The sequence below is a fragment of the Microbispora sp. H10885 genome (genome assembly GCF_014161415.1).
In the GTDB taxonomy this organism is placed as follows: domain Bacteria; phylum Actinomycetota; class Actinomycetes; order Streptosporangiales; family Streptosporangiaceae; genus Microbispora; species Microbispora triticiradicis.
In genome coordinates, this window is record NZ_JABBWY010000007.1 from 400440 (window position 1) to 423301 (window position 22862).

18 protein-coding genes and 1 tRNA gene are annotated in these 22862 nt (G+C 71.1%); 6 read left to right on the forward strand and 13 right to left on the reverse strand.

What is annotated here, in order from left to right; all coding sequences use genetic code 11:
- Positions 1-57 precede the first annotated feature (57 nt).
- Complete coding sequence (locus HHX37_RS20805; RefSeq protein WP_182886436.1) at positions 58-1887, forward strand: ATP-binding cassette domain-containing protein; 1830 nt, start codon at positions 58-60, stop codon at positions 1885-1887.
- 20 nt (positions 1888-1907) lie between these two features.
- Here the strand turns inward: HHX37_RS20805 and aspS are convergent, their stop codons facing one another.
- Positions 1908-3206 (reverse strand): aspartate--tRNA(Asn) ligase, encoded by a 1299-nt coding sequence (aspS, locus tag HHX37_RS20810; protein ID WP_117410169.1) that lies wholly within the window; start codon positions 3204-3206, stop codon positions 1908-1910.
- Between the two features lie 330 nt (positions 3207-3536).
- Here aspS and HHX37_RS20815 point away from each other — a divergent pair, with 330 nt between their 5' ends.
- Both HHX37_RS20815 and HHX37_RS20820 read left to right on the forward strand, forming a co-directional pair.
- Positions 3537-5414: an ABC transporter ATP-binding protein gene (locus tag HHX37_RS20815; protein ID WP_220502995.1), complete on the forward strand. Its 1878-nt coding sequence runs from the start codon at positions 3537-3539 to the stop codon at positions 5412-5414.
- Complete coding sequence (locus HHX37_RS20820; RefSeq protein ID WP_182886437.1) at positions 5411-7276, forward strand: ATP-binding cassette domain-containing protein; 1866 nt, start codon at positions 5411-5413, stop codon at positions 7274-7276. The genes HHX37_RS20815 and HHX37_RS20820 overlap by 4 nt, the downstream gene beginning before the upstream one ends.
- Positions 7277-7307: 31 nt before the next feature.
- On the opposite strand, the gene HHX37_RS20825 is transcribed toward HHX37_RS20820, so the two are convergent.
- The 8 genes from HHX37_RS20825 to HHX37_RS20860 all read right to left on the reverse strand — a co-directional run bounded on the left by HHX37_RS20825 (position 7308) and on the right by HHX37_RS20860 (position 16220).
- Positions 7308-8492: a hypothetical protein gene (locus HHX37_RS20825; RefSeq protein WP_182886438.1), complete on the reverse strand. Its 1185-nt coding sequence runs from the start codon at positions 8490-8492 to the stop codon at positions 7308-7310.
- Positions 8489-11416 carry a DEAD/DEAH box helicase gene (locus tag HHX37_RS20830; RefSeq protein ID WP_182886439.1) on the reverse strand — a complete coding sequence of 976 codons (2928 nt, stop codon included), beginning with the start codon at positions 11414-11416 and terminating at the stop codon, positions 8489-8491. Before HHX37_RS20830 ends, HHX37_RS20825 begins: the two co-directional genes overlap by 4 nt.
- Positions 11417-11431: 15 nt before the next feature.
- Positions 11432-12394 (reverse strand): hypothetical protein, encoded by a 963-nt coding sequence (locus tag HHX37_RS20835; RefSeq protein WP_396776242.1) that lies wholly within the window; start codon positions 12392-12394, stop codon positions 11432-11434.
- 223 nt (positions 12395-12617) lie between these two features.
- Positions 12618-12842, reverse strand: coding sequence for a hypothetical protein (locus HHX37_RS20840; RefSeq protein WP_182886441.1), 225 nt, complete (start codon positions 12840-12842; stop codon positions 12618-12620).
- Positions 12843-13130, reverse strand: coding sequence for a hypothetical protein (locus HHX37_RS20845; RefSeq protein ID WP_220502996.1), 288 nt, complete (start codon positions 13128-13130; stop codon positions 12843-12845).
- Positions 13127-13375 (reverse strand): hypothetical protein, encoded by a 249-nt coding sequence (locus tag HHX37_RS20850; protein ID WP_182879229.1) that lies wholly within the window; start codon positions 13373-13375, stop codon positions 13127-13129. The genes HHX37_RS20845 and HHX37_RS20850 overlap by 4 nt, the downstream gene beginning before the upstream one ends.
- A gap of 137 nt (positions 13376-13512) precedes the next feature.
- Entirely contained in the window at positions 13513-15000 is a 1488-nt protein-coding gene (locus tag HHX37_RS20855; RefSeq protein WP_220502997.1) for an ATP-binding protein, read from the reverse strand.
- Between the two features lie 275 nt (positions 15001-15275).
- Positions 15276-16220 (reverse strand): acyltransferase domain-containing protein, encoded by a 945-nt coding sequence (locus HHX37_RS20860; RefSeq protein ID WP_182886442.1) that lies wholly within the window; start codon positions 16218-16220, stop codon positions 15276-15278.
- 395 nt (positions 16221-16615) lie between these two features.
- On the opposite strand from HHX37_RS20860, the gene HHX37_RS20865 reads away from it, so the two are divergent.
- Positions 16616-17881 carry a serine hydrolase domain-containing protein gene (locus HHX37_RS20865; RefSeq protein WP_310740462.1) on the forward strand — a complete coding sequence of 422 codons (1266 nt, stop codon included), beginning with the start codon at positions 16616-16618 and terminating at the stop codon, positions 17879-17881.
- A gap of 137 nt (positions 17882-18018) precedes the next feature.
- Here HHX37_RS20865 and HHX37_RS20870 read toward each other — a convergent pair.
- A tRNA-Ile gene (locus HHX37_RS20870) sits at positions 18019-18095 on the reverse strand.
- A gap of 230 nt (positions 18096-18325) precedes the next feature.
- Between HHX37_RS20870 and HHX37_RS20875 the strand changes: the two genes are divergently transcribed.
- Positions 18326-19366 (forward strand): substrate-binding domain-containing protein, encoded by a 1041-nt coding sequence (locus HHX37_RS20875; protein WP_182886443.1) that lies wholly within the window; start codon positions 18326-18328, stop codon positions 19364-19366.
- An 88-nt stretch (positions 19367-19454) separates the two neighbouring features.
- Here the strand turns inward: HHX37_RS20875 and HHX37_RS20880 are convergent, their stop codons facing one another.
- A complete protein-coding gene (locus tag HHX37_RS20880; RefSeq protein WP_111700015.1) occupies positions 19455-19706 on the reverse strand; it encodes a hypothetical protein in 252 nt (83 codons plus the stop codon).
- 9 nt (positions 19707-19715) lie between these two features.
- Positions 19716-21389, reverse strand: a complete 1674-nt coding sequence (locus tag HHX37_RS20885; protein WP_310737909.1) for a sodium:solute symporter family protein — start codon at positions 21387-21389, stop codon at positions 19716-19718.
- A 186-nt stretch (positions 21390-21575) separates the two neighbouring features.
- Between HHX37_RS20885 and HHX37_RS20890 the strand changes: the two genes are divergently transcribed.
- The gene (locus tag HHX37_RS20890; protein WP_111700017.1) at positions 21576-21773 is read left to right on the forward strand and encodes a DUF2795 domain-containing protein; all 198 of its coding nucleotides are present in this window, start codon (positions 21576-21578) and stop codon (positions 21771-21773) included.
- Positions 21774-21830: 57 nt separating this feature from the next.
- Here the strand turns inward: HHX37_RS20890 and HHX37_RS20895 are convergent, their stop codons facing one another.
- Entirely contained in the window at positions 21831-22655 is an 825-nt protein-coding gene (locus tag HHX37_RS20895) for a patatin-like phospholipase family protein (RefSeq protein WP_182886444.1), read from the reverse strand.
- Between the last annotated feature and the right edge of the window lie 207 nt (positions 22656-22862).

The window sequence follows — 22862 nt, forward strand, 5'->3', positions numbered from 1 at the left end:
GAACTGGCCGATCCCGCGTTTGCCGGACCTATCGCCCGGGCGCCACTGACTCTGGCTGTGGAGGGCCATGATCTGTCCCGCCGGCACGGCTCCCATCTCGCCGTGGACGGCGTCTCGCTCGCGATCCCGGCGGGCGAGCGCCACGGGCTGGTCGGGCCGAACGGCGCCGGCAAGACCACACTGATGCGCATGCTCAGCGCCACGCTCGCACCCGACCACGGATCGCTCCGGGTGCTCGGGCACGACGTGACACGCCACCCCAGGGCCGCCAAGGCGCGGATCGGCGTGGTGCCCCAGGGGATGACGCACGACAACGAGATCCTGGTGCGGGAGAACCTCACCACCTTCGGCCGCTATCACGGGCTCTCCAGGCGGCGGGCCGCCGCGCGCGCCGACGAACTGCTGGAGATGGTGGGCCTCACCGCGCACGCCCGCGCCATGCCGCAGACGCTCTCCGGCGGCATGCAGCGGCGGCTCCTGATCGCCCGTGCCCTGGTGAACGACCCGGACCTGATCCTGCTGGACGAACCGAGCACGGGGCTGGACCCGGAGAGCCGGGTGATGCTGTGGGACCTGCTCCACAGACTCTGCGCCACCGGCAAGACGCTGGTCGTCACCACGCACTACCTGGAGGAGGTCGAACGCCTCTGCGACAGGGTGACCGTGCTGCGCGCCGGACGCGTGCGGCAGTCGTCCCACCCGCGGCGGCTGATCGCCGCGACGCTTCCGAAGTACGTGGTCGAGCTCGATCTGCCGGCCTCGGAGGCCACGGTCGCCGCGAACAAGGCCGCCGGGAGCACGGTTGCCGGGAACACGGTTGTCGAGAACACGGTGCCCGCGTGGGCCGGGGAGCGCGAGCGGCTGCGGGTGGGCAACCGCCTGCTGGTGTTCGGGGATTCGGCCGCCGACCTGACCAGGGACCTCGCGGCGGCCGGCGCCGGCGACCACCTCGTCCGGCCGGCGTCGCTGCAGGACGCGCTGCACGCCCTCGACCGGCGGGAGGAGACCACACCTGCGGATCCGGCGCCGGTGACTCCCGCCGTGCCGCCGGGCCCGGGGACAGGCCGCCGGGGTACAGGCGACCGGCAAGGGGCACGGCATCGCACGCGCCGTGCGCTCCCCGCGCCCTCTCCCGCCCTCGCCCGGCGGATCTGGTGGCGTGACTTCACCCTGTTCAGGAAGTCCTACCGGACCACCATCGTCCCCAACTTCTTCGAACCGGTCTTCTCGCTGGCGGCCATGGGGATCGGCCTGGGGTTCTACGTGGACGGAGCCGCCATCGGCTCGTCGTACGCGAGTTTCGTCGCTCCGGGACTGCTCGCCGTCACCGCGATGAACGGCGCCGTCTTCGAGGTCACCTACAACGTCTTCGTACGGCTCCGGCACGCCCGCAGTTACGACGCGGCGGTGACCAGCCCCGTGGAGCCGCCCGACATCGCGCTGGGCGAGCTGATGTGGGCGCTGACCCGATGCCTGGTCTACACCGGCGTCTACCTGGCGATCGTCGCGGCCCTGGGCTACGCGCCCGCGAGCACCGCCCCGCTCGCCGTTCCCGCCCTGCTCCCGCTCGGCCTGGTCTTCGCCTGCGCCGGACTGATCTTCACCGGCACCGTCCGCGCGATCAACGCCTATTCCTACTTCTACACCCTGGTGCTGACCCCGCTCACTCTGCTGAGCGGGGTCTTCTTCCCCACGAAGAGGCTCCCTCCGGTGTTGCGCGCCGTGGCCGAGGTCTCTCCGCTCCACCACGGGGTGGAGCTGTCGAGAGCCCTGGTGATCACCGGCGATCTCCCGGCCGCCGCCGGGCATCTCGGCTGGCTGGTCGCGCTCTCGCTGGTCCTGCTCGGTCCCGCCCTGTACAGCCTGCAGCGGCACCTGTGCGCGTGAACCGGAATTCGAGCCGCCGGTCAGGGCGCCAGGCGGTGCAGGTCACGCGGGAAGAGCGTGGTCCAGCGGATGTTGTCCGCCTCGGTCAGCCGGGCCACGAACCGCTCCAGCCCGAGCGCGAACCCGCCGTGCGGCGGCATGCCGTGGGCGAACGCGGCCAGGTAGCCGGCGTAGGGCTCCGGGCTCTCCCCGCGCGCCTCCAGAGCGGCCAGGTAGTCGGAGTGGCGGTGCAGCCGCTGCCCGCCCGTGACCAGTTCCAGGCCGCGGAAGAGCAGGTCGAAGCTGTTGGAGAACTCCGGCCGCTGCGGGTCGGGGTGCGTGTAGAACGGCCGCTTGCGCATCGGATAGCCCGTGACGAAGAGGAACTGCGAGCCGTACTCGCGCATGGCCCACTCGCACAGCCACCGCTCGTGCGCGGGGGCCAGGTCGGGCTCACCGCGCGGGTCCTCGTCGGTCTCCCGCGCCAGCAGTTCCTGCGCGTCGGCGAAGTGGATCGACGGGATCTCCTCCGGCACGTCCGGCAGCTTCACTCCGAGCAGCTCCACCGCGCCCGGGGCGCGCTCGGCGATGGTGGCGACCATCTCGGCCACCGCCTCGCGGACCACGGCCATGACGTCGCGGTGGTCGGTCACGAAGCCCAGCTCGGCGTCGAGGCTGGTGTACTGGGCCAGGTGCCGCGCCGTGTCGTGCGGTTCGGCCCGGAAGACGGGGCCGACCTCGTAGACGCGTTCGAAGACCCCGACCATGGTCTGCTTGTAGAACTGCGGCGACTGCGCCAGGTAGGCCTTGCGGCCGAACCAGTCGAGGGCGAAGACGTTCGCCCCGGACTCGGTGGCCGACGAGACCACCTTGGGAGTGTGCACCTCGGTGAAGCCGAGCCGGTCGAGCGCGCGGCGGTATCCCGCCACCGAGGCCGCGGAGATCTCGAACGGCGCGCGCAGCCTGGGGTGGCGAAGGGCCACCGCGGCGTTGTCGAGCACGGTGGGCAGCGCGGCCGAGACCACCGGCCGGTAGAGGTCGAACGGCGACGCGACGGCGGGCTCGGACAGCTCGCGGACCGCCGGAGAGGTGATCTCCACTCCGCCCGGCGCCTGCTGGTTGGCGGTGACGGTCCCGGTCACCTCGATCACGGTCTCCTCGGTGAGCACCGCGAGGCGTTTCACCAGGTCCGGCTCGGCGGCGACGACCTGCACCAGACCATCCCGGTCACGCACGATGGCGAAGGTCACCGACTTCAGCGCGCGGACGCGGTGCAGCCAGCCGGCGACGGTCACCTCTTCCCCGACATGCTTGGAGACCTGGGAGGACAGAATTCGCATGACAACTCCACAGACGAGAACCGTAGGTGTCCCTGTCCGGTGTGGGCGAGCAGGGACCTGTCGCTCGCGGTGCCACCACACCTTCGCCCCGCCGCCGGCGAGACCTCGTTGCGGCCCGGTCACGAGGGCCCACCGGCGGGGCATTGGGCGGCCGCCACGACGGCGCCGCCGTTCCTCCCCGCAGCTCAGAAGGGTCTTCGACCGGGGGGCGAGACCGCCTTTCCAGCGACGGCGGCTCTCTCGTGACTCGCGCGGTCCCGGCCTACTTGGCTTCGTCACAGCTTTGCTCCCGATCATAGTCGAGATCGGCTCAGGGAGCGGAAGGAACGCATGACCACGGAAACACGCGCCGCCGTGTCCACCGCGTCCGCCGCCGCGAAGCGCCGGCACGCGTTCGCGCGGCTGCTTCCCTACGCCGGGGCGGTCCCGCTGAGCATCGCGGTGGTGCTCAACCTGCTCGCGGGCCTGCTCCCCATCTCCTTCATCGTGGGGACGAGCGTGCTGCTCAGCGAGATCTCCGCCTCGGTGGGGGAGGGGACCGGCGACCTCGGGGCCGTCGGCACCGCGCTGGCGCTCACGGTCGGCGCCTACATCCTCCAGCAACTGCTCGTGCCGTACCAGGCCGCGGTGGGAGAGGTGATCGCGCGCCGGGTGGACGGCCGCTGCGCCCACCGCCTGATGACCTCGGCCCTGGCGCGGGCCCCGATGTCGGTGCTGGAGCGGGAGAACGTCATGAGCAGGCTCGGGGACGCGCGCGACGGCCTCGGCCGCCGCCCGCCCACGCCGGGGGAGGCGGTCGCGGGCGGGCTCACCCTGATCGCCAGGTACACCCAGCTGGCGGGTGCGGTGGTCCTCATCGGGATCGCGCTCTCGCCGATCGCGGGCGCCGTCGCGGCGGGCACCGCGCTGGTGATCCGCCGGGGCCAGCGCGGATCTCTCGGACGGCTCGGCGGGCTCTGGCACGAACTGTCCGGTCCGCGGCGCCGCGTCACCTACCTGCGCGACATCGGCACGACGGTCACGGCGGCCAAGGAGTTCCGGACCCTGGGCCTGATCGACTGGCACGAACGCCGCCATCGCGCGGACGCGAAGGAGTATCTGGCGGCGCTGTGGACCGGCCGGCGACGCATCCTGTTCTGGCCGTTCGTTGGCTACACGCTGGTCGGCCTGGCGGGCGGCTCGGTCCTCCTGGTCTGGCTCGGCCGCTCCGCCGCCGGCGGCGACTTCGGTCTGCTCGAACTGTCCGTCGTCCTCCAGGCGGCGCTCGTCGCGATCCGCTTCGGCGCCTTCTTCCCGGAGAGCGACGTCCAGACGCAGTACGGGCTGAACGCCTACGAGGCCCTGACCGAGTTCGAGGAACTGGCCGAGGGGAGCCAGAAGGACGTCCCCCGCGGCAGTCTTACGGCTGACGGGCTCCCCAGGCGCGGCATCCGCTTCGAACAGGTCCGCTTCCGCTACGGGGAGGGACGGCAGGTTCTCCACGGTCTCGACCTGGAGATACCGGCGGGCCGCTCGACCGCGATCGTCGGGCTCAACGGCGCGGGCAAGACCACGATCGTCAAGCTGCTGACCCGCCTGTACGACCCGGAAGAGGGCAGGATCCTCGTCGACGGGGAGGACCTGAGACGCCTCGATCCCAGGGAGTGGCAACGCCGGCTCGCCGTGATCTTCCAGGACTACGTGCGGTACGAGCTGTCCGCCGGCGCCAACATCGGTCTCGGCGCGCCGGCCGTGTCGGCCGACCGGGCCGGTCTTCTCGCGGCCGCCCGCCGGGCCGGCGCGCTGGAGGTGGTGGAGGCGCTGCCCGCGGGGCTGGACACCCCGCTCTCCCCGCGGTACAGGAGCGGACGCGACCTCTCGGGAGGGCAGTGGCAGCGGATCGCCCTGGCCAGGGCCTTCCTCGCCGTCGCGCAGGGCGCCTCGGTGCTGGTGCTGGACGAGCCCACGGCCCAGCTGGACGTGCGCGCCGAAGCGGAGTTCTACGACCGGTTCCTGGACATCACCGGCGGACTGACCACGGTGATCATCTCGCACCGTTTCTCCTCCGTACGCCGGGCCGACCGGATCGTGGTCGTCGAGCACGGCAGGGTCGTCGAGCAGGGCGACCACGAAGGGCTGCTCAGGTCGGGGGGACGCTACGCCGACCTGTTCCACCTGCAGGCACGGCGCTTCGGCGCCGACGACACCGGGACGGGATCCACCAGATGAGACGGATCGTGCTGAGCGCCGTGTTCGTGCTGCGCCTCGCCGCGGCGGTGGACCGGGGCCGCCTGCTGCGGGCCGTCGGGCTGATGACCGTCGGCTACCTGGCCACGCCCGTCATCGCCCTCGGGCTCCGGGAGTTCACCGAGGCCGCCCTGGCGAGGCGGCTGGACGTGGCGACGTGGGTCATCGGGGGCGTCGCCGTCCTGCTCGTCCTGGAACTGATGCTCGGGCACTTCGCGCACCTGTCGTACTTCGAGGTCGGCGAACTCGCCGAGACCACGCTCAACGAGGAACTGGTGCGCCACGTCAACGGCTCTCCCGGGCTGGAGCGCCTCGACGACCCCGCTTTCGCCGACAACGTGAACCTCGTCCGGGAGGAACTCGGCAACACCCGCACGGCGGTGGAGTCGGTGCTCCAGCTGGGCGGTCTCGCCCTCCAGACAGCGCTCACCACCGTCGTCCTCGTCACGCTCGATCCGCGGCTGGCACTCCTGCCGCTGGCCGCGCTCCCCTCGGTGCTGGTGGGCAGGTGGGCACAGAACCTCCTGGAGTCGGCGAAGGAGGCGAGCGCGGAGAACACCCGCCGCACCCGCCACCTGCTCGCGCTGGCGACCGCTCCGGCCTCGATCAAGGAGATCCGCCTCTTCCACGCCGAGGCCGCGCTCCTGCGGGAGCAGGACGCCAACTGGTCCAGGACCAGCGCGGTGCTGCGGAGGGCGCACCTGCGGGCCGCCGCCCTGCGCGCGGCGGGCCAGCTCGTGTTCGCCCTCGCCTACGGCGGCGCGATCACGCTGGTGCTCTGGCAGGCGGAGCAGGGCAGGGCGGGCGTCGGCGACGTGATCCTGGTCATCACCCTGGCGGTACAGGTGAGCGTGCAGGTGGCCGGCGCCGCCACCCTTCTCACCGGCCTGCAGGGCGTGGGCAGGACGCTGGACCGGCTGACCTCGCTCCGCGATCACGGGTCGGGGGAGCAGGGGTCGCGGGAGCACGAGGCAGGGGAGCGGGGGTCGCGGAAGCCCGGCCACGCCACACCGGCCCGGACGTCGCCGGTGCCCGTCTATCCCGGCACCGGAGCCGTCCCGGCCGTGCTGCGCGAAGGGATCCGGCTGGAGAACCTGAGCTTCGTCTATCCGGGCACCGGCAAGGTGATCCTGGAGGATCTCAACCTGACGATCCCCGCCGGGGGGTCGGTGGCGCTGGTGGGCGAGAACGGCGCGGGCAAGAGCACCCTCGTCAAGCTGCTGTGCGGCCTCTACCAGCCCACCTCCGGGCGGATCCTGGTGGACGGGACCGACCTGCGTGACCTGCCGGCCGGAGAATGGCAGGCGAGAGTGGCGTCCCTGTTCCAGGACTTCGCCCGGTTCGAGCTGCTGCTGCGGGAGAACGTGGGGGTCGGCGACGTCGCCCGGATGGAGGACGAGCAGGCGGTCCTGCGGGCCGTCGAGCTGGCGCGGGCCGGCCGGATCGTGGCGTCGGTGCCCGGCGGGCTGTCCGGGCTGCTCGGCCATGGCTACGGCCAGGGCACCGAGCTCTCCATGGGGCAGTGGCAGACCCTGGGACTGGCCCGGAGCCAGATGCGCGAGGACCCGCTCCTCCTGGTCCTGGACGAGCCCGCGGCGGCCCTCGACGCCGCCGCCGAGCACGCGATCTTCGAACGCTACGCCGACCTGTCGGCCGACACCGGCCGGCGATCCGGCGGGATCACCCTGTTCGTCTCCCACCGCTTCTCCACCGTGCGGATGGCCGACATGATCGTCGTACTGGACCGGGGCCGGGTGGCGGAGAGCGGCGACCACCGGGCGCTGGTGACAAGGCGAGGGCTCTACGCGGAGCTCTACGAACTCCAGGAGCGCATCTACCACTGACCGCAGCGAAGAGGAGGAACGGCGGCCGTTCTCACTCTTCGAGGTCGAGGGTGCCGTATCCGGCCCTGCGGGCGTGCCTGCGCAGGTCGTCGAGGGTGACGTCGGCCTCCGGTTCGAGCTGGCGGCAGACGCGGCCGAGGAACGCCGTCACCTCCGGCACCGTGCGGCGGGTCGCCGTGGCGTAGGCCAGGGCCCGGGTGAGGACGGCCCTCGTCCGAGTGGGAACGTCGTCGCACCACAGTTGCAGGACGTGGCTGCGCGGTGCCACGTACGCGCCGAGCATCGCCAGGGAGAAGGTGCCCTTCCCGCGCGTCCCGTCCTCGCGGTCGGAGTAGCGGGACGGCGGGAGGACGAGCCGGAAGCTGTGGTGGTCGACCCAGGAGAGCGACTGGGGGGCGATCCCCCGTTCGCGCATCCACTCCGCGAAGTGGTCGCGTGGGTGCTCCGAATCGGCGCTCTCCATCACGTGAGTGGCCGTCGGCCAGGAGTTGAGGATCTCCTCAAGGTGATCGTCCCGCAGATCGGCGACGCCCGAGTAGACGAGCGTCCTGAGCCGGTGACCGTCGTGGGCCCTGACGGCGTAGCAGGGCAGGAAGGCCCGGCCCACCTCCAGGACTTCGAGGTTGAGCAGTTCGTCGGGCAGGTCGTATTCGCCCCGGTCGTGCCGCCGGGCCAGTTCCTGGACGGCTCCGGGGCGGAAGCCGCATGCCTCCGGGAGGAGGCGGAAGGTCCGCTGGGCGTGGCCGGTGTCCCGGTCGAGGATCCGGACGCCGTGGGCGTAGTGGGCGGTGCGGAGAGGCCCGCACCGTACGCCGTCGAAGTACAGGCGGAGCCGTTCCTGCTTCTCCGTGTAGCGGCGGTCGTCACGGACCGACCGCAGGCCGCGCTCGGTGAGGAAGAGGGCGTCGGCGGTGCCGTACAGATGGCCGATGCCGCCCAGGAAGCGCAGCACCCGGTCGACCGTGTGCTCGGTCAGGCCGAGGAACACGGCGATGTCGGCACGGCGGGTGAACCCGCCCTCGGCGATGGCGAGACCGACGTACCGATCGAGCAGGTCGAACGGGTCGCGTTCCTCGATGGTCGCGGAGAGCTCCGCGGCGTGCAGGGGAAACGCGAGCGCGTGGATCCGTAACGGACGGATCCCGGGCAGGCCGGCGGCGTGCTCCAGCGCGCGGGTCTGGGCGTAGAGGATCGTGTCGGCCGGCGCACTGCTCATGGGTTCTCCCCGAGGCGTCGCATGATCTCGCGGTAGCTCCGCAGATCTCCCGTGGCCCGCACATGGTCGTGCAGCGCCCGCGCCAGGTCACGGAAGCCCGGGTCGGTGGCGTTGAGGAGGGTGGAGAGATCCCCGACGAGGATCAGCCGCTGCTTGGCCCGGGAGAAGGCGACGTTGGAGCGGCGCACCTCCCGGAGGAAGCCGACACCGCGGCGCGGGTTGCTGAGAGTGAAGCCGAAGAGGATCGTGTCGTGCTGGCCGCCCTGGAACGAGTCGACGGTCGCCACCCGGCGGGCGACGGCGTCCTCGTCACGGACCTGCCGGGCCAGCAGGGAGGTGACCAGGCCGATCTGGGCCGCGTACGGCAGGATGACCGCCCAGTCGTCGGACCTGGCGTGGTAGTGGGCGGCCAGGAGTGTCAGCAGCCGGGCCTCGCACTCGTTCAGCCGGCTGTCCTTGGGCCAGGGCTCGTCCTCGCGGGGTTTGCGGTCGCCTCGCTGCCGCTGCGGAAGCTCCGCCGTGTCGATGAACGCCACGGGAGCGGCGAACAGGTCGTCGTGGTGGACCCGTCGCACGTCGGTCTCCAGCAGCCCGCCGTAGAAGTGTCCGGAGATGAAACGCGCCAGGCTCTCGGGCATCCGGCGCTGGAAGCGCAGCACCTCTTTGTTCTCCTGGGGCGCGGAGGGGAACAGCAGCTCGAAGGCGCTGTCGGTGACGAGCCGGGCCAGCTCGCGGTCGCCGGGGTGCTCGGCCGCCACCCAGGCGACCAGCCGGTCGTCGGGCAGCGGCGGCAGCTGGACATGGTCGCCGACGAGGACGGCCCGGCGCGCCCGGACCAGCGGGACGAGCAGGTCCGCCGTGCTGATCTGGCCGGCCTCGTCGACGATGGCCAGGTCGAAGTCGGCGCCGTCGAGATGCCCGCTCGTCGCGGTGCCGATGCAGGTGGCTCCGATCACATCGGCGTATCTGACGAGCTCGCCGTACAGCTGATCGGTCCGCCGTTCGAGCTTCTCCCTCCAGGAGGTCAGCAGGTCCAGCCGTCTGCGCATCAGGCCGAGCGCGGAGCCGGCGGCGGACAGGAAGGCGGCCAGCCTCGCGGGGTCGGGGGCGATCTCGGGATGTTCGCCGTCGAGCAACTCCCGTAAGGACGTGGCGACGCGCGCGGCCCGCTCGGCCCGCGACCGCTGTTCGGCCAGATCGCGCTCGTGGGCCTGACGCGCGGCCACCAGGTCGGGATGCGTGGCACGGACGTGATCGAGTTCGGCGGCGACCCGCGCCAGGTCCCGCGCGATCGCGTCGAGCATCCGGCGGATGCCCTCGGCCTCGGCGCTCGCCCTGGACCGGCTCGCCTGGAGTCGGGTGAGCCGGCGCCGGAAGAACAGGCCGACCAGCGGAAGCTCGGCGGCTCGCCGGGCGCGGGCCACTGCCCGGTCGAGCCGCTGGAGGTCGTGGACGCGCTCGGTGAGCAGCTCCCCGTGGCGGCTCCCCGCGTCGTCAAGGGACGCCGCCCGCCGTTTGAGGTCGGCCGCCACGACGTCCTCACGCTCGGCGGCGGCCGCGGCGCTGCGCCGGACCTGGGCTCCGGCGTCGTCGAGACGCCGCATGTCCTCGTTCAGCTGCCGGAACAGCGCGTCCGCCGGGCCGTCCGGCGCCGCGGCGCCGTAACGGGCGAGAAGGGGCTCGGTACGGCCGGCGATGAGCCGCTGCAGTTCGACCGCCCGCGCCTCGAGTGTCAGGTGCTCGCAGCCGGGGGTGATGCCGTCCTCCCTCCCGACCCGCAGCACCAGCAGGTTCTCCGGCAGGTCCTTGAGCACATTGTCGACCGCGCGGTTGGTGAAGGAGGAGATGAGGACCTTGCGGTGCTCCTCGGCGCAGGCCAGGACGACCTGCCGGATGGTGTGCGTCTTGCCGGTGCCGGGGGGTCCCTGGATGAGCGCGAGGTCGGGAACGGCCAGCGCTTTGCGGAAGGCGCTGAGCTGGCTGGCGTCCAGGGGTTCACGGGGACGGCTCCGGAGCGCGGGGGCGAAGGTCTGGAACCTGCGGTCGACCAGCGCCGTCAGCAGCAGCGGGTTGCGGGCGCGGCCCTCCCGCAGGATCTCGATGGCCTCGCGTTCCTTGTCGTAGGTGATGAGGTTCGGCGTCTCGGCGAACGCGCCGCTCTCGGGGATCCGGGCGAAGTCCACCGGCCGTTCGAACCGCACCGTCGCCACCGCCTCGTCGATCCGTTCGATCCGGCCGCGCAGGTCGGGCTCGCCGTCGATGTGGACGCGGGTGCCCGCCGTCAGCCGGTTGGCGTCGATGAGCTGGAAGGAGTGCACCGACCGGGCGGAGCGGCGCGTCGCGGCCACCGGGGTGACCCGCCGGTACGGGACGAGACGGCGGGCGTCCCCGGCCGACGCCTCGATCCGCCGTCCCTGCTCCACCAGCGTGGTGAGACGGTCGAGATAGGCGGCGTGGGCGGGCGGGAGCGTGGGCTCTCCCCCCGGCGGCACGCCGACGCCGGCGCTCCAGGCGCTCTGGATCATCGGCCAGCCGGAGGAATGACGCAGGTCGTGCGGGCTGTCGAAGACCCGCCAGCGCCCGGCGCGCAGCAGCAAAGCGCCCCGGACGATCTGGTCATGGTCGTCGAAGTGCATCGGATGGATGCCGCCGACCCAGTAGCCGCGCAGATCCCGGGTGGGGAAGAGCATGAGGGCGTACCGGCCGTCGACATAGATCTTGAGGAAGTCGCCACGGTCGCCCCGGCCGCGCTGCAGGCGGGCGGGGACCGGATTCTGCGGCCCGGCCGCCCACAGGTCCCGGCTGATCCCTTCCATGCCCGGCAGGAGGGGGTGGCGTTCGCGCTGTTTGACCAGCGTTCCGGGGAACTTCTGCGACCAGACCAGACCGGCCTCGGCACCGAGGTCGACGATCCTTCCCTCCACCGTCTGCTCCTTCGTTCAGATGCGGAGACCTTCGCCGAGCTCCAGGATGTGGCCGCGTCCGGCCGGGTCGGGGGACAGCGCCCGATCGAGAGCGTGGGCGAAGCGCTCCGGCACGGCGGGGTTCAGGACCGCGGCCGAGACGAGCGGTATGGGCGGACGCCCGGTCACGATGACGTGGATCAGCTCGGCCAGCCGGCGGACGTCCTCGGCGGGCTCGGCGGCCTGATCGGGGCGTGAGAACGCCTGACCGGCGTCACGCAGGAACAGCGACCCCGCCCGGTCGGTCATGATCGAATCGGGGCTGACGGCGCCATGGGCGAGCCCCCTGCCGTGCAGGGAGGCCAGGCCTTCGCAGAGCCCGGCGACTCCGGCGCCCAGCACGCGCACGGCCTCGGCCTCCCGGCCCCGGCCGTCGTAGAAGCCGGCCAGGGTGGTGAACGACGGTACCGCGGTGACCAGCACCGCCGTCTCCGGCGTCACGGACGCGGCGACCCGCGGCGGCAGGCCTGGGAGCGCTTCGGCGAGCAGGCCGGCCTCGCCGGCCAGAGCGGCGCGCCACTCCAGGGCCGCGGGACCGGGCGACCTGGCGGCGATCCTGCGGATCCAGACGTGACCGCCCTCCGGCGTGAGCGCGAACGCCCGGGACGCGATCGCCGTGCCGTCCGCCGACCTCTCCTCCTCGGGATCTCCCGCGACGTGGTAGGCGACGCCCTCGATCTCGACGGTGCCGCCGATGCCGGCCGGCTCTCCGCCGGGTGGTCGCCGAGGCTCCGGCCGGGTTCGCTCGACGACCACCCACCCCTCATGCTCGGCCTTGATGGCGCGCAGACAGGGCTCCGGCCACAGACCCGGCTCCTTGTCGATGGTTCGATGACAGCTCGGGCACAGCAGCATGAGATTGTCGAAGCCGTCGACCTCGGTCGGCCTGGCCGCCTCCCGGCGAGGCCCGTCGGGGGAGTGCGGCGCGATGTGGCCCATCTCGCCGATGTGACGGGTGCCGCCTTCGATGTCCAGGGGCCTGCGGCATATGGTGCATTTCCTGTCGGTCGCGTCGAAGAGCGCGCGCCGAGTTTCATCGGGAATGCGCCTGCGCTGAGCTTGCGCCACCCGAAGATAGTAGCGATCCGAACTCATCCGGATCAGAGCGTTCCACGAAACGGGAGCGATTCAGTCGTACGCGACCGGCCTCGACAAGTGGGTCTTACTCGGGCAGGTCGAGGCCATAAGCCTTCAGCGCCTTCCGAGCTCGACGGACACATTCTTCCGCGGAGCCTGCGTCGGCCCGAACAACCCATCTCTCCTCGTTCTGGCCTCCGCCACTGGCGTGGAAGGTCCACGACCGGCCTGCTCCGCGCTCAGCGTCGACCCTGAGCAGCGCGTTGACGCCGTGTTCCAGAAGCCATTCGAGCATCGCGACCGCGTCCACTCAGGCAGGATACGGTTCTGGCGCCGCGTCGTAACTCCGGCGAGTGGCGGGGTACGCCGACGCATACGGCCCGCTTGCCGGCTCGACCTTCGCTCGTGCGAGCGCCCAGTGCAGCCGCGGCATGTCCACTCGTGCGTGGCTGGTTTCCACGATGGTGTTGGCGCCGATGACGAAATCGGCACCCATGGAATGGAACACCTGGAACATTGCGAGGATCTTGCGATCCTGCGCGATCCAGGCGGAGAGCCCTTGAGAGCTGAGGGTGACGGTTTCGGCGTGATCAATCACGCCGTGCTTGCCGAACCGCCGGAATCCGCCGTCCCGAAGATACTGACGCGGGCCTGGGCCAGTTCCTCTTCGGTGAACTCCCCGTGCTCCTCCTGGTGCCGCAGCAAGTCAGCACCTAGGAGTTGGTGCCGCAGCTGGCGTGCCACCGCTTCGGCGACATAACCGGAGACATTGTCGGTGATCTTCCTGAGTTCGGCGACCTGCTCGTTCGGCAACGTCACCGTGATGCGCGTCGTATCGGCCATGGGCAATCATGCTGCGGTATGCGTACCCGGTTGGAACCGGCATTGAGGCCGGATCTCCGGATGGCGAAACGGGTGAGGCTCGCGGCGCGAGGTCGGCTGTAGAGGGCGCGGCGCCGCAGAGTTTGTGATCAACTCCGTCAGACGCGCAGGACGGTGACCTGGCGGCCGGAGGGGGTGGTCGCCTGCTCGAAGCCGCCGCGTTCCTTCCAGGGCGGGGCCTCGGGGCGGCGGTCGAAGATCACCAGGACGCCGGTGGAGAGAGTGAGCCGGTCCAGATAACGGTCGAGCTGGGCGAGGCCGTCGGACGTCGGGTCGTTTTCGCCTGCTCGCCTGACTTTCAGTTCCATGGCCTCTCGCTGAATGTGCCGTTCGCCTTCGGGGCCGGTGTAGGGCCAGCGGATGAGCACGTCCAGTCGCTTGGTGCCGGCGGCGTACTCCCGGTCGAGGTGGCCACCGCCGTTGACCAGGCGGTGCAGGAAGGCCATGAGGATGATCTGGCAGGCGGCCTCGTGATAACCCTCCTGCCGGACGAGGACCTCGCCGTGCTCGCGCCAGAAGACGACGAACTCCTCCAGCAGGCGCGGCAGGTCGAATCTGCCGTCCGGCAGTACGAAGCTGTGCGGATCGGCCATCACGTACTGCTCCGACGGGTCGCCCAGCACCCGCAGGATCACCTCCCGATAGATCGGGTTCGCCACCTCCAGTGGGGGTCTCTGCCTGATCAGGCCCAGGTCGCGGACGTAGGAAAGGTCGTCGGAGAAGCCGGGCTCGACGTGGGGGAAGACCCCGGCCACGACCGGCTCCAGCACCCGCTTGACCCGCGGCTCGTGCAACCGGGCCATCAGAGAGTCCAGATGGGTGGCGCGCGCCCGGATCAACCGCTCCTTGGCGTCTTCCACCTGCCCGGCGGTGACGGCATCAGTCACCCCCATCCGTACGGTGATCTCGTAGGCGAGGGCGTTGACCAGCCACGGCTGTCCCTGTGTCAGCTCGAAGACCCGGTCCAGCGCGTCCATGGTGAACTCCTGGCCGGTTTCCTTTGTGTGCCGGCCGTACAGCTCGGCGATCTGGTCGGCGCTGAAGTCGTCCAGGCGCAGCGACTCGGTGACGATGTTGAACGGGCTGGCCGGGTTCGACCTGCCGGGTTCGCCGCCCGAGGCGACCTTGTAGTCACGCACGTCGCGCAGCCCGCACAGCACCACCGACTCGGGGAACGGACGGCCTCCCGGCCGTGCGTTGTGGCCGTCGCGGAGCTGGCTGAGGATGCTGACCATGCTGTTGCCCTGCAGGGCGTCGATCTCGTCCAGGAACAGCACCACCCTGCGCGGGCAGCGGCGGCACCACTCGGTCAGCGCCGAACCGAATCGGGCGCCTGCCGGAGCTTGCGGCCAGGCGTCCGGCGGCAGCAACTCCTCCGGCCATGCCGCCCACTCGGCGGCCTGACGGAGGGACTTCAGCAAAATCTCTTCTGCGGCGGCGTAGTCGTCTCCGGCTGATTTTGCGCGCTCGCAGGAGAACATCAGGGCGGCGATGTCGCCCTCGGCGTTCAGCTCGGACGCCAAGGCGCCCAGCGTGGTCGTCTTGCCGGTCTGCCGGGGCGCGTGCAGCACGAAGTAGCGGTCCATCTCGATGAGCGCGCGCCTGCGGGAGCCGCGGCGTGGGGGGCAGCATGTAGTGACGCCGCGGGTCGCACGGGCCCGTGGTGTTGAAGTACTTCGCTCTGGGTGGCCGCATGGTCGCATTCTGCCACCGTCTTGTCCGTAGGCGGGCCCGTGACGGCCGCGATGGTCGCCTGCGCATACTCCGCCGGCCTGCGTGCCGCTGAGGCGGGGATCGGCCCGGTCCGACACGCCCGGCAGGATGCGGCGGGATGTCCGGGAGACGGAACCTGGAGGTGTGGCTAGATCGGGAAGCGGCCGCGGCGCCAGTGCCAGTGGCGGCCGGCCTTCAGGTGGTCGACGATCGCGCGCTCGAGCACGGTGCGGCGCGGCAGCTGGTCGAGCGGCGTGGTCAGGGTGCGGAACACGAACCGCAGCACCTCGGCGTCGGCGTCCAGCCCTTCCGGCTCCTCGTAGGGCTCCAGCTCGAACCTTCGCTGGAACCGGACGATGTTGGAGTCCTCGGGCAGGTACTCCAGCAGCTGTGGGTCGAGCAGCCACGAGCCACAGGAGAACGCCGTGTAGCGCTCGTCGGGAAAGTGGCGCGGGAAGAACGCGCGGGCCTCGTCGAGCGACGCCGTGACCGCATCCGGGGTCATCGGTCCCGACTCGAAGATGTGCACGCCGATGTCGGTATCGCCGCGCTGGTACTGCAGTCGGCCCAGCTCGTAGACGCCGCCGCGGGCGTGCAATGTCAGCCAGCTCTGCATGACCGGCCAGCCCTCGCGGTGCATCCGCCGGTCGACCGCGAGGTTGCGACCCAGGTCCGCGAGGGTCGTCCACGACACGGCATCGGCGATGTCGTGGTCGCGGTGGTATCCCCTGACGACGTCGACCAGGGCCAGGTACGCGTACACGTAGAGATGCCGCCAGGCAGGGCCTCGCTCGCGCGGCAGCTCCGGACCTGGCGAGAGCCAGCCGTGGCCCCCGAGATCGGCGCGGACCAGTGCGATCGAGCGGTCGAGCAGCCAGCGCAGCTCCGGATTCCACAGTGGAGATCCGGGGTCGGGCCAGCCCGCCATGATCTCGGCGGCGTCGTCCGGCAGGACCGCGAGCCGGTCGAGGATCGCGGGCACGTCGGCCTTGGCGGGCAGCGGAGCCGACGGCCGGTCGCCGGCGAGCCGGTGCACGCGCTCGACGTCCTCGACGGATACCCCGAGCCGGGCGGCGGTGTCGTCGAGATCCACGCGGATGACCCTACCGGCCGGCGGACGTCTTGCGCGTACGCGCGAGCGACCGCCGGGCAACCCTGCGTCCTTGACCACCGCAGTCCGCCAACCGCGGCCGACTGGCGCTCCTGCCGCCGGACACCCGCCGGCATCGGCCGCCCTCAGGGCGGCGGGTCGGTGTTCGAGGCTCTGCCTGGCGGTGGAGGAAGCGGGCCGAGCCCGGGGGTCGAGGAACGAGTGTGATGGGTCGCTACTCCACACGATGTAGCCGGGCGGGGCCTACTCCCCGGGTGCCGGGCTGAGATGTCTTCCTGGGCAGGACGACCGCTGACCGGCCCGAAGGCCACGATGTCCGGCATGTACGCGAGGGGACAGTCCCCGTCGCGCCCAGGGATCACGAAAGGACGAACGGCGTGAAGATCGGACCGATGGCATTGGCAAGCGTGGCCATGCTGGGTGTCGGCGCCGGCACGGTGACGGCGGTGCCCGCGACCAGCGAGACGGCAGTCGTGCGGGCCGACGCGACCGGCTCGGCGACAGGCGTCGATCCCGCGAGGCTGAAGTCCGCCCTGGACGATGTCCACCGCGCGGGGATGCCCGGTGTGTTCGCCGAGGTGCGCTCTGACGGCCAGATCTGGCGCGGTGCCTCCGGGGTGGCCGATGTGGAGACCGGCCGTCCCGTGACGCCGGGCATGCTGCAACGCGTCGGCAGCCTCGCCAAGACCTTCGTCGCGGCCGCGGTCCTGCAGCAGGTCGAGAAGGGGCGAGTCGAGCTCGACGCGCCGATCGGCCGCTACCTGCCGCACCTGGTGCCGGGCGAACGCGGCGAGAAGATCACTGTTCGGATGCTGCTCAACCACACCAGCGGCATAGCCGAATACCTCGGCTATGCGTTCCCGTCCCTCCAGAAGTTTCCTTCTCTTCCGGACATGTCGCCCAAGAGCCTGGACGACAACCGGTTCAAGCGGTTCACTCCGGCTGAGCTGATCGGGATGGGGCTCAGGGCCCCCGCCGTCGGCGAGCCCGGAGGCTCGCCGGGGGTGTACGCCAACACCAATTACCTGATCCTCGGCGAACTCTTGGAGAAGGTGACCGGTACCACCGCCGAGACGTACATCACCCAGAACGTCATCAGACGCGCCGGGTTGCGGCACACCGTGTTTCCGGCCGGGCCGCGTGTCGAGGGACCGCACCCACGGATGTACGAGGCGTTCTTCGGCTTGATCGACCCGCCGCGCGACTACAGCGTCTACGACATGTCCTGGACAGGGATAGGGGCCTCGCTGGTGTCCACGATGGGGGATCTCAACCGCTTCTACGGCAAGCTGCTCGACGGCAAGATCGTCAAGCCGTCATCGCTGGCCCAGATGCGGCGTACCGGCCCCGTCATCAGCCAGTCCGGGCAGATGATCTCCTACGGCCTCGGCCTGCACGAGCTCCAGATCCCGGGTTGCGGCACCTTCTGGGGCAACGACGGGACGGTCTGGGGCGCGGAAACGCAGTCCTGGATCCGAGCCGACGGCCGGCGTCAGATCTCCGTCGCGATGAACCTCGCGAGGTGGAACACGATCGATTCTTCGGGAAGGCCGCAGCCCCACCCCATCGATGACGCGCTGACGGCCTTCAAGCGGCAAGCATTGTGCGGCGACGAAGACGCCTCAGCTGAGAACGCCTCGTAAGAGGTGAGGCCGCTCATCCTCCGGCAGTTCTGGACGGCCGAGCCGGACATGTGAGCGAGGCGGCTTCCAACGGCATGTCCGGACAGGCGTGACCATCGGAGCATGCGCAGGTCGGACCGCTGATCGCTGGTCATACGTGGTAGGGCGGGTGGGACTTGAACCCACGACCCACGGATTATGAGTCCGATGCTCTGACCGGCTGAGCTACCGCCCCGCAATGGTGGAGTCTCTCACAACTTAGGGCAGGAGGGGATGCGGGCTCGGAGGGGAGCGGCGCCCTTCGGCCCACGGCGTAATCACCGCCTCCGCTGATCGTCCGCTGGTGCCGCTGGGTGGTCTGGGAGTTATGGGGCCATTGTCCGGGTATGTGATGCGAGAGGTGGTCAGGCTCCACACACGACGGCTCTGCGAAACGTGGCTCCGCAACGGATCGGGGGTGTCCCGGTGGGGAGACGGCTGGCGGGCGTCTGCGTGCTTCTCCTGGCGTCGGTCTCGGCGTGCGGACAGCGAGGGGAGGAGCGGGAAGCGGGGCTCGGCGCCATCGGGACCATCCGCGAGGGCTTCACCGTCGGCCTGTTGCTTCCGCACGAGGGCCCGGAGCGCGCCCTGTTCACCCGCGCCTTAACGGCTCGCTGCCCGCGCTGCCGGGTCGAGTACGCGAACGCGGCCGGTGACCGGGCCCGGCAGGGACGGCAGATCGGGCGGATGCTGGCGGACGGCGTCCGGGTGCTGGTCCTCGGCGCGGTGGACCCCGGCTCCGCCGCCCCCTGGGTGGCGCGGGCGAAGCTGGCCGGGGCGAAGGTCGTCGCGTACGACCGGCTCGCCGACGGGCCGGTGGACGCGTACGTCTCGACCGACCCGGCGCGGGCCGGCCGGATGCAGGCCCTGGCCCTGCTCGGCGCGATGAAGCGCCCCGGGCCCGTCCTGCTCCTCAACGGACCGCCGGGCGATCCGTACGCGGCGGCAGTGAAGCGCAGCCTGCACGCGGTGCTGGACGGCCGCGTGACGATCGCCCGGGAACGGGACCTGGCCCGGCCCGGTGACGCGGCGCGCGAGGTGGCGGCGGCCCTCGCGGCGCTCGGCGGGCCCGCGAAGGTGGCCGGCGTCTGCTGCCCGGGCGACGCGACCGAGGCGGTCGCGGCCGAGCTGGCGCGAGCGGGCGCGGCCGGGGTCCCGCTGGTCGGCCAGGGCGGGACGGGCGTCCCGCGGCGGGCGCCGACGCAAGCCTCGGCCGCGACCGTGCGCGCCGACGTCGCCGCCGAGGCCGCCGCCGCGGCGAGACTCGCCGTCGAGGTCGCGGGCGGCAGAACCGTGTACGGCACGGCCACCGTGTCCAACGGCACCACGGCCTCGATCCCCGCCGTGCTGGTGCCTCCCGTCGTCGTCACGAAGGACTCCGCGCCCGGACCCCGAAACGCCGGTCCCGAAGCCGCCGGTGCCGCCGTTCCCGAAGGCGCCGCCGGAGCGGTGGTCCGTCCGCGCTGACCGCGTCATCGGATACGCGTCATCGGATACGACGAGGGCCGCGGTCGGGACGACCGCGGCCCTCGTGTCCTGTGAGAGGGAATCCCCCTCACTCCTCGTCGCCGGAGGAGGCGTCGGACGGCGCGGGGGCGTCGGACGGGCGCAGGCGCTCCCACAGCAGGAAGGCGCCGCCGACCACGAGCATGGCGATGCCCGTCCACAGGTTGATGCGGATGCCCTCCGCCTTCTGGATCTCCTGGGCGCCGTCGAACAGGCCGGTGACCGTGAGGATCAGTCCGTACAGCAGGAACAGACCACCGATCACGCGGCGGATGTCGAAGAGCCGTTGCGGGGCGGCCATGGGAACCTCCTACAGGAAGGGCAGGTAGAACGCCGCGGCGAGGACGACCGCCCCGGCGCCGAGGATCACGGGGGAGCGGTACCAGGCGGCGTCTCCCGCCAGCGCGTCGTCCGAGACGGACGCGTCGCTCAGGCCGTAGACGAGCCCGCGCAGCTCGCTCTGCGGCTTGGGGGTGGTGACGAGCGTGACCACGACCGAGACGACCGCGTCGACCACGAAGGCGATGCCCGCGCCCCAGAAGCTCGCGTTGAGTTCGGTGCCGAAGTCGAGCACGCCCACCTTGTAGAGGATGTACGACGCGAAGGCGCAGACGGTGCCGCTCAGCAGGCCCCAGAAACCCGCCCACGCGGTCATCCGCCGCCAGAACAGGCCGATGATGAACGTCGCGAACAGCGGGGCGTTGAAGAACGAGAACAGCGACTGCAGGTAGTTCATGATGTTGCTGAAGCCCGCCGCGATGAACGCCGCGCCGATCCCCGCGACGATGCCGCCGGTGGTGGCGATCCGGCCGAGCCGTACGTACCACTCGTCCGAGTGGCCGCCGTTGACGTGCGACTTCCAGATGTCGTACGTGAAGACCGTGTTGAAGCCGCTGATGTTGGCGGCCACGCCGGCCATGAACGACGCGAGCAGGCCGGTCACCGCGATGCCGAGCACGCCGTTCGGCAGGAACTCGTTCATCAGCAGCGGGATCGCCTCGTTGTACGTCGGCCCGCCGTCCTTGCCCAGGTTGCCGAACAGCACCACCGCGACGAGGCCCGGGATCACGGTCACGATCGGGATCACGAGCTTCGGGTACGCCGCGACGATGGGGGTGAGCCGGGCCGCGTTGGTGTTGCGGGCCGACAGGGCGCGCTGGACCTCGGCGAAGTTGGTGGTCCAGTAGCCGAAGGACAGCACGAACCCGAGGCCGAGGACCAGGCCGATCCAGTTGGCGCTCATCGGGTTGTCGGTGCCGCCGGTCTGCGCCCAGGTGTGCAGGCCGCCCTCGCCGAGCACGCCCTGCTTGACCTTCTCGCCGAGGCCGGAGAAGCCGCCGACCCGGGTCAGGCCGATCACCACGATCGGCACGAGCGCCGCGACGATCACGAAGAACTGCATGACCTCGTTGTAGATCGCCGAGGACAGGCCGCCGAGCGTGATGTACGCGAGCACGATCGCCGCCGACACGATGATGGACAGCCACAGCGGCCAGCCGAGCAGTGCGTCCATGACGAGCCCGAGCGCGTACAGGTTGATCCCGGCGATGAGGATCTGCGCGAGGGCGAACGTCGAGGCGTTCAGCAGCTGGGTCGCGCCGTTGAAGCGGCGGCGCATGAACTCGGGGACGCTGTGCACCTTCGACCGGTAGTAGAACGGCATCATCACGACGCCGAGGAACACCATCGCGGGGACCGCGCCGATCCAGTAGTAGTGCACGGTCATCAGGCCGTACTGCGCGCCGTTGGCGGCCATGCCGAGGATCTCGGTGGCGCCGAGGTTGGCGGACATGAAGGCGAGGCCGGTGATCCAGGCGGGAAGCGCGCGGCCCGAGAGGAAGAAGTCCAGGCTCGTCCGTACGGCCCGCCTAGCGGCGAAGCCGATTCCCAGTACCACGAGGAAGTACAGGGCGAGGATCACGTAGTCCAGGAGGTTGACGTCGAGCCGCAGATCCTGTGCGGCCAGCAATTGGGCATCAGGCACGCAACGCCAGCTACCCTCACGCCTCCCTGTCTCACAAAGTGGGCTCGTGTATACCCAATCGTGACAAAACCGCAGGTGAGGGCCCGGTAAAGCCGGTTTCGGGCGTCCGCCGCGGCGTCCCGCGTGGCCGGGCGGACGAGCGGGTAGGCGAGCAGGTGAGAGGACACGGACGAAGGGAGACAGGTCATGGCCGACGCCCCGAACCCGATCCAGTTGCAGAAGCACCTGAAGGGCGTGGACTACCCGGCCGGGAAGTCGGACCTGATCAATACGGCCCGCGACCAGGGCGCCGACGACACGGTCCTGAACGCGCTGGAGCGCATCCCGGACCGGGAGTACGACGGCCCCAACGCGGTGAGCAAGGCGGTCAGCGAGGCCGGATGACCCGAGGCCGGGCGGGGGCGGCGCGCGGACGCGGTTCCGCCGCCGCCCTCAGCCGGGTCAGGCCCAGATGCCGGCGAGCGGGGCGGCGACGGCGGCGGCCTGGTCGAGCCCCGCCCGGAAGGCCGGCCCCCACAACCGCGGGTCGAGCACGTCGGCGCCGAACACCTCCCGCGACGCCCCGTCGGGATGCACCGTGTACGCGGCGTCCGCGCCGGCCTTCAGCAACTCGGCGTCGAGCACCGCCCTGGGGGTCAGGTGACCGAGGGGCTCCAGCACGACGATCGTCCGCGCTCCGCCGGCCAGGTCGGCGTTGGTCGCGGAGCGGACCCCGCCGTCCACGTAGTGCCTGCCGCCGATCTCCACCGGCGGGAAGACCATCGGCACCGCGCAGCTCGACGCGACCGCGAGCACCAGCGGCGCGCCGGCCGACCGGTCCCACACGACGAACTCGCCCGTCGCGGCGTCCACGGCGGTGACGCGCAGGTCGCGGTCCGGCCACTCCTTGACCGGGAGCCGCTCGCCCACGGCCGCGAGCCGCTCCGCCTGGTGGTCGACCCGGGCCGCCAGGGCCATCTGCCCGACCCGGCGCCGGGCCTCGCGGCGGTCCAGCGCGGGGTCGGACATGACGGCGAACGCCTGCATGATGGCGTCCATGTCGACGACGGGTGGCGGTCCGGTGTCCACCTCGGCCTGGTGGGCGATCGCCTCCTCCAGGTCGGCTTCGGTGGCCACCAGCGTGCCGACGACCGACCCCGCCGAGGTGCCGACGATGCGGTCCGCCGTCCCCAGGTCCACGCCGAGGCGGCGCAGGCCGGTCACGATCCCCGCCTCCCAGGCGATCCCGGCGACACCTCCGCCGCCCAGTACGAGAGCTGTAGTCATGACCGGAATTATGTTCTACCTCCGGGAGGGAACAGGAAGCGGCCCCCCTGGTGAAACCGGTTTAGATTTTGTCTGGACGCCAAACTATTGACGGCGCTTCGGCCGATGTGTGACTCTCTCGTTCAGATTTCCATGCACGGAGGAGAAGGACGGTCAGGGTCCCCGCCTGATCGTGCATGGCCGGTTGTCCATGCCCCCCGGAGGGAA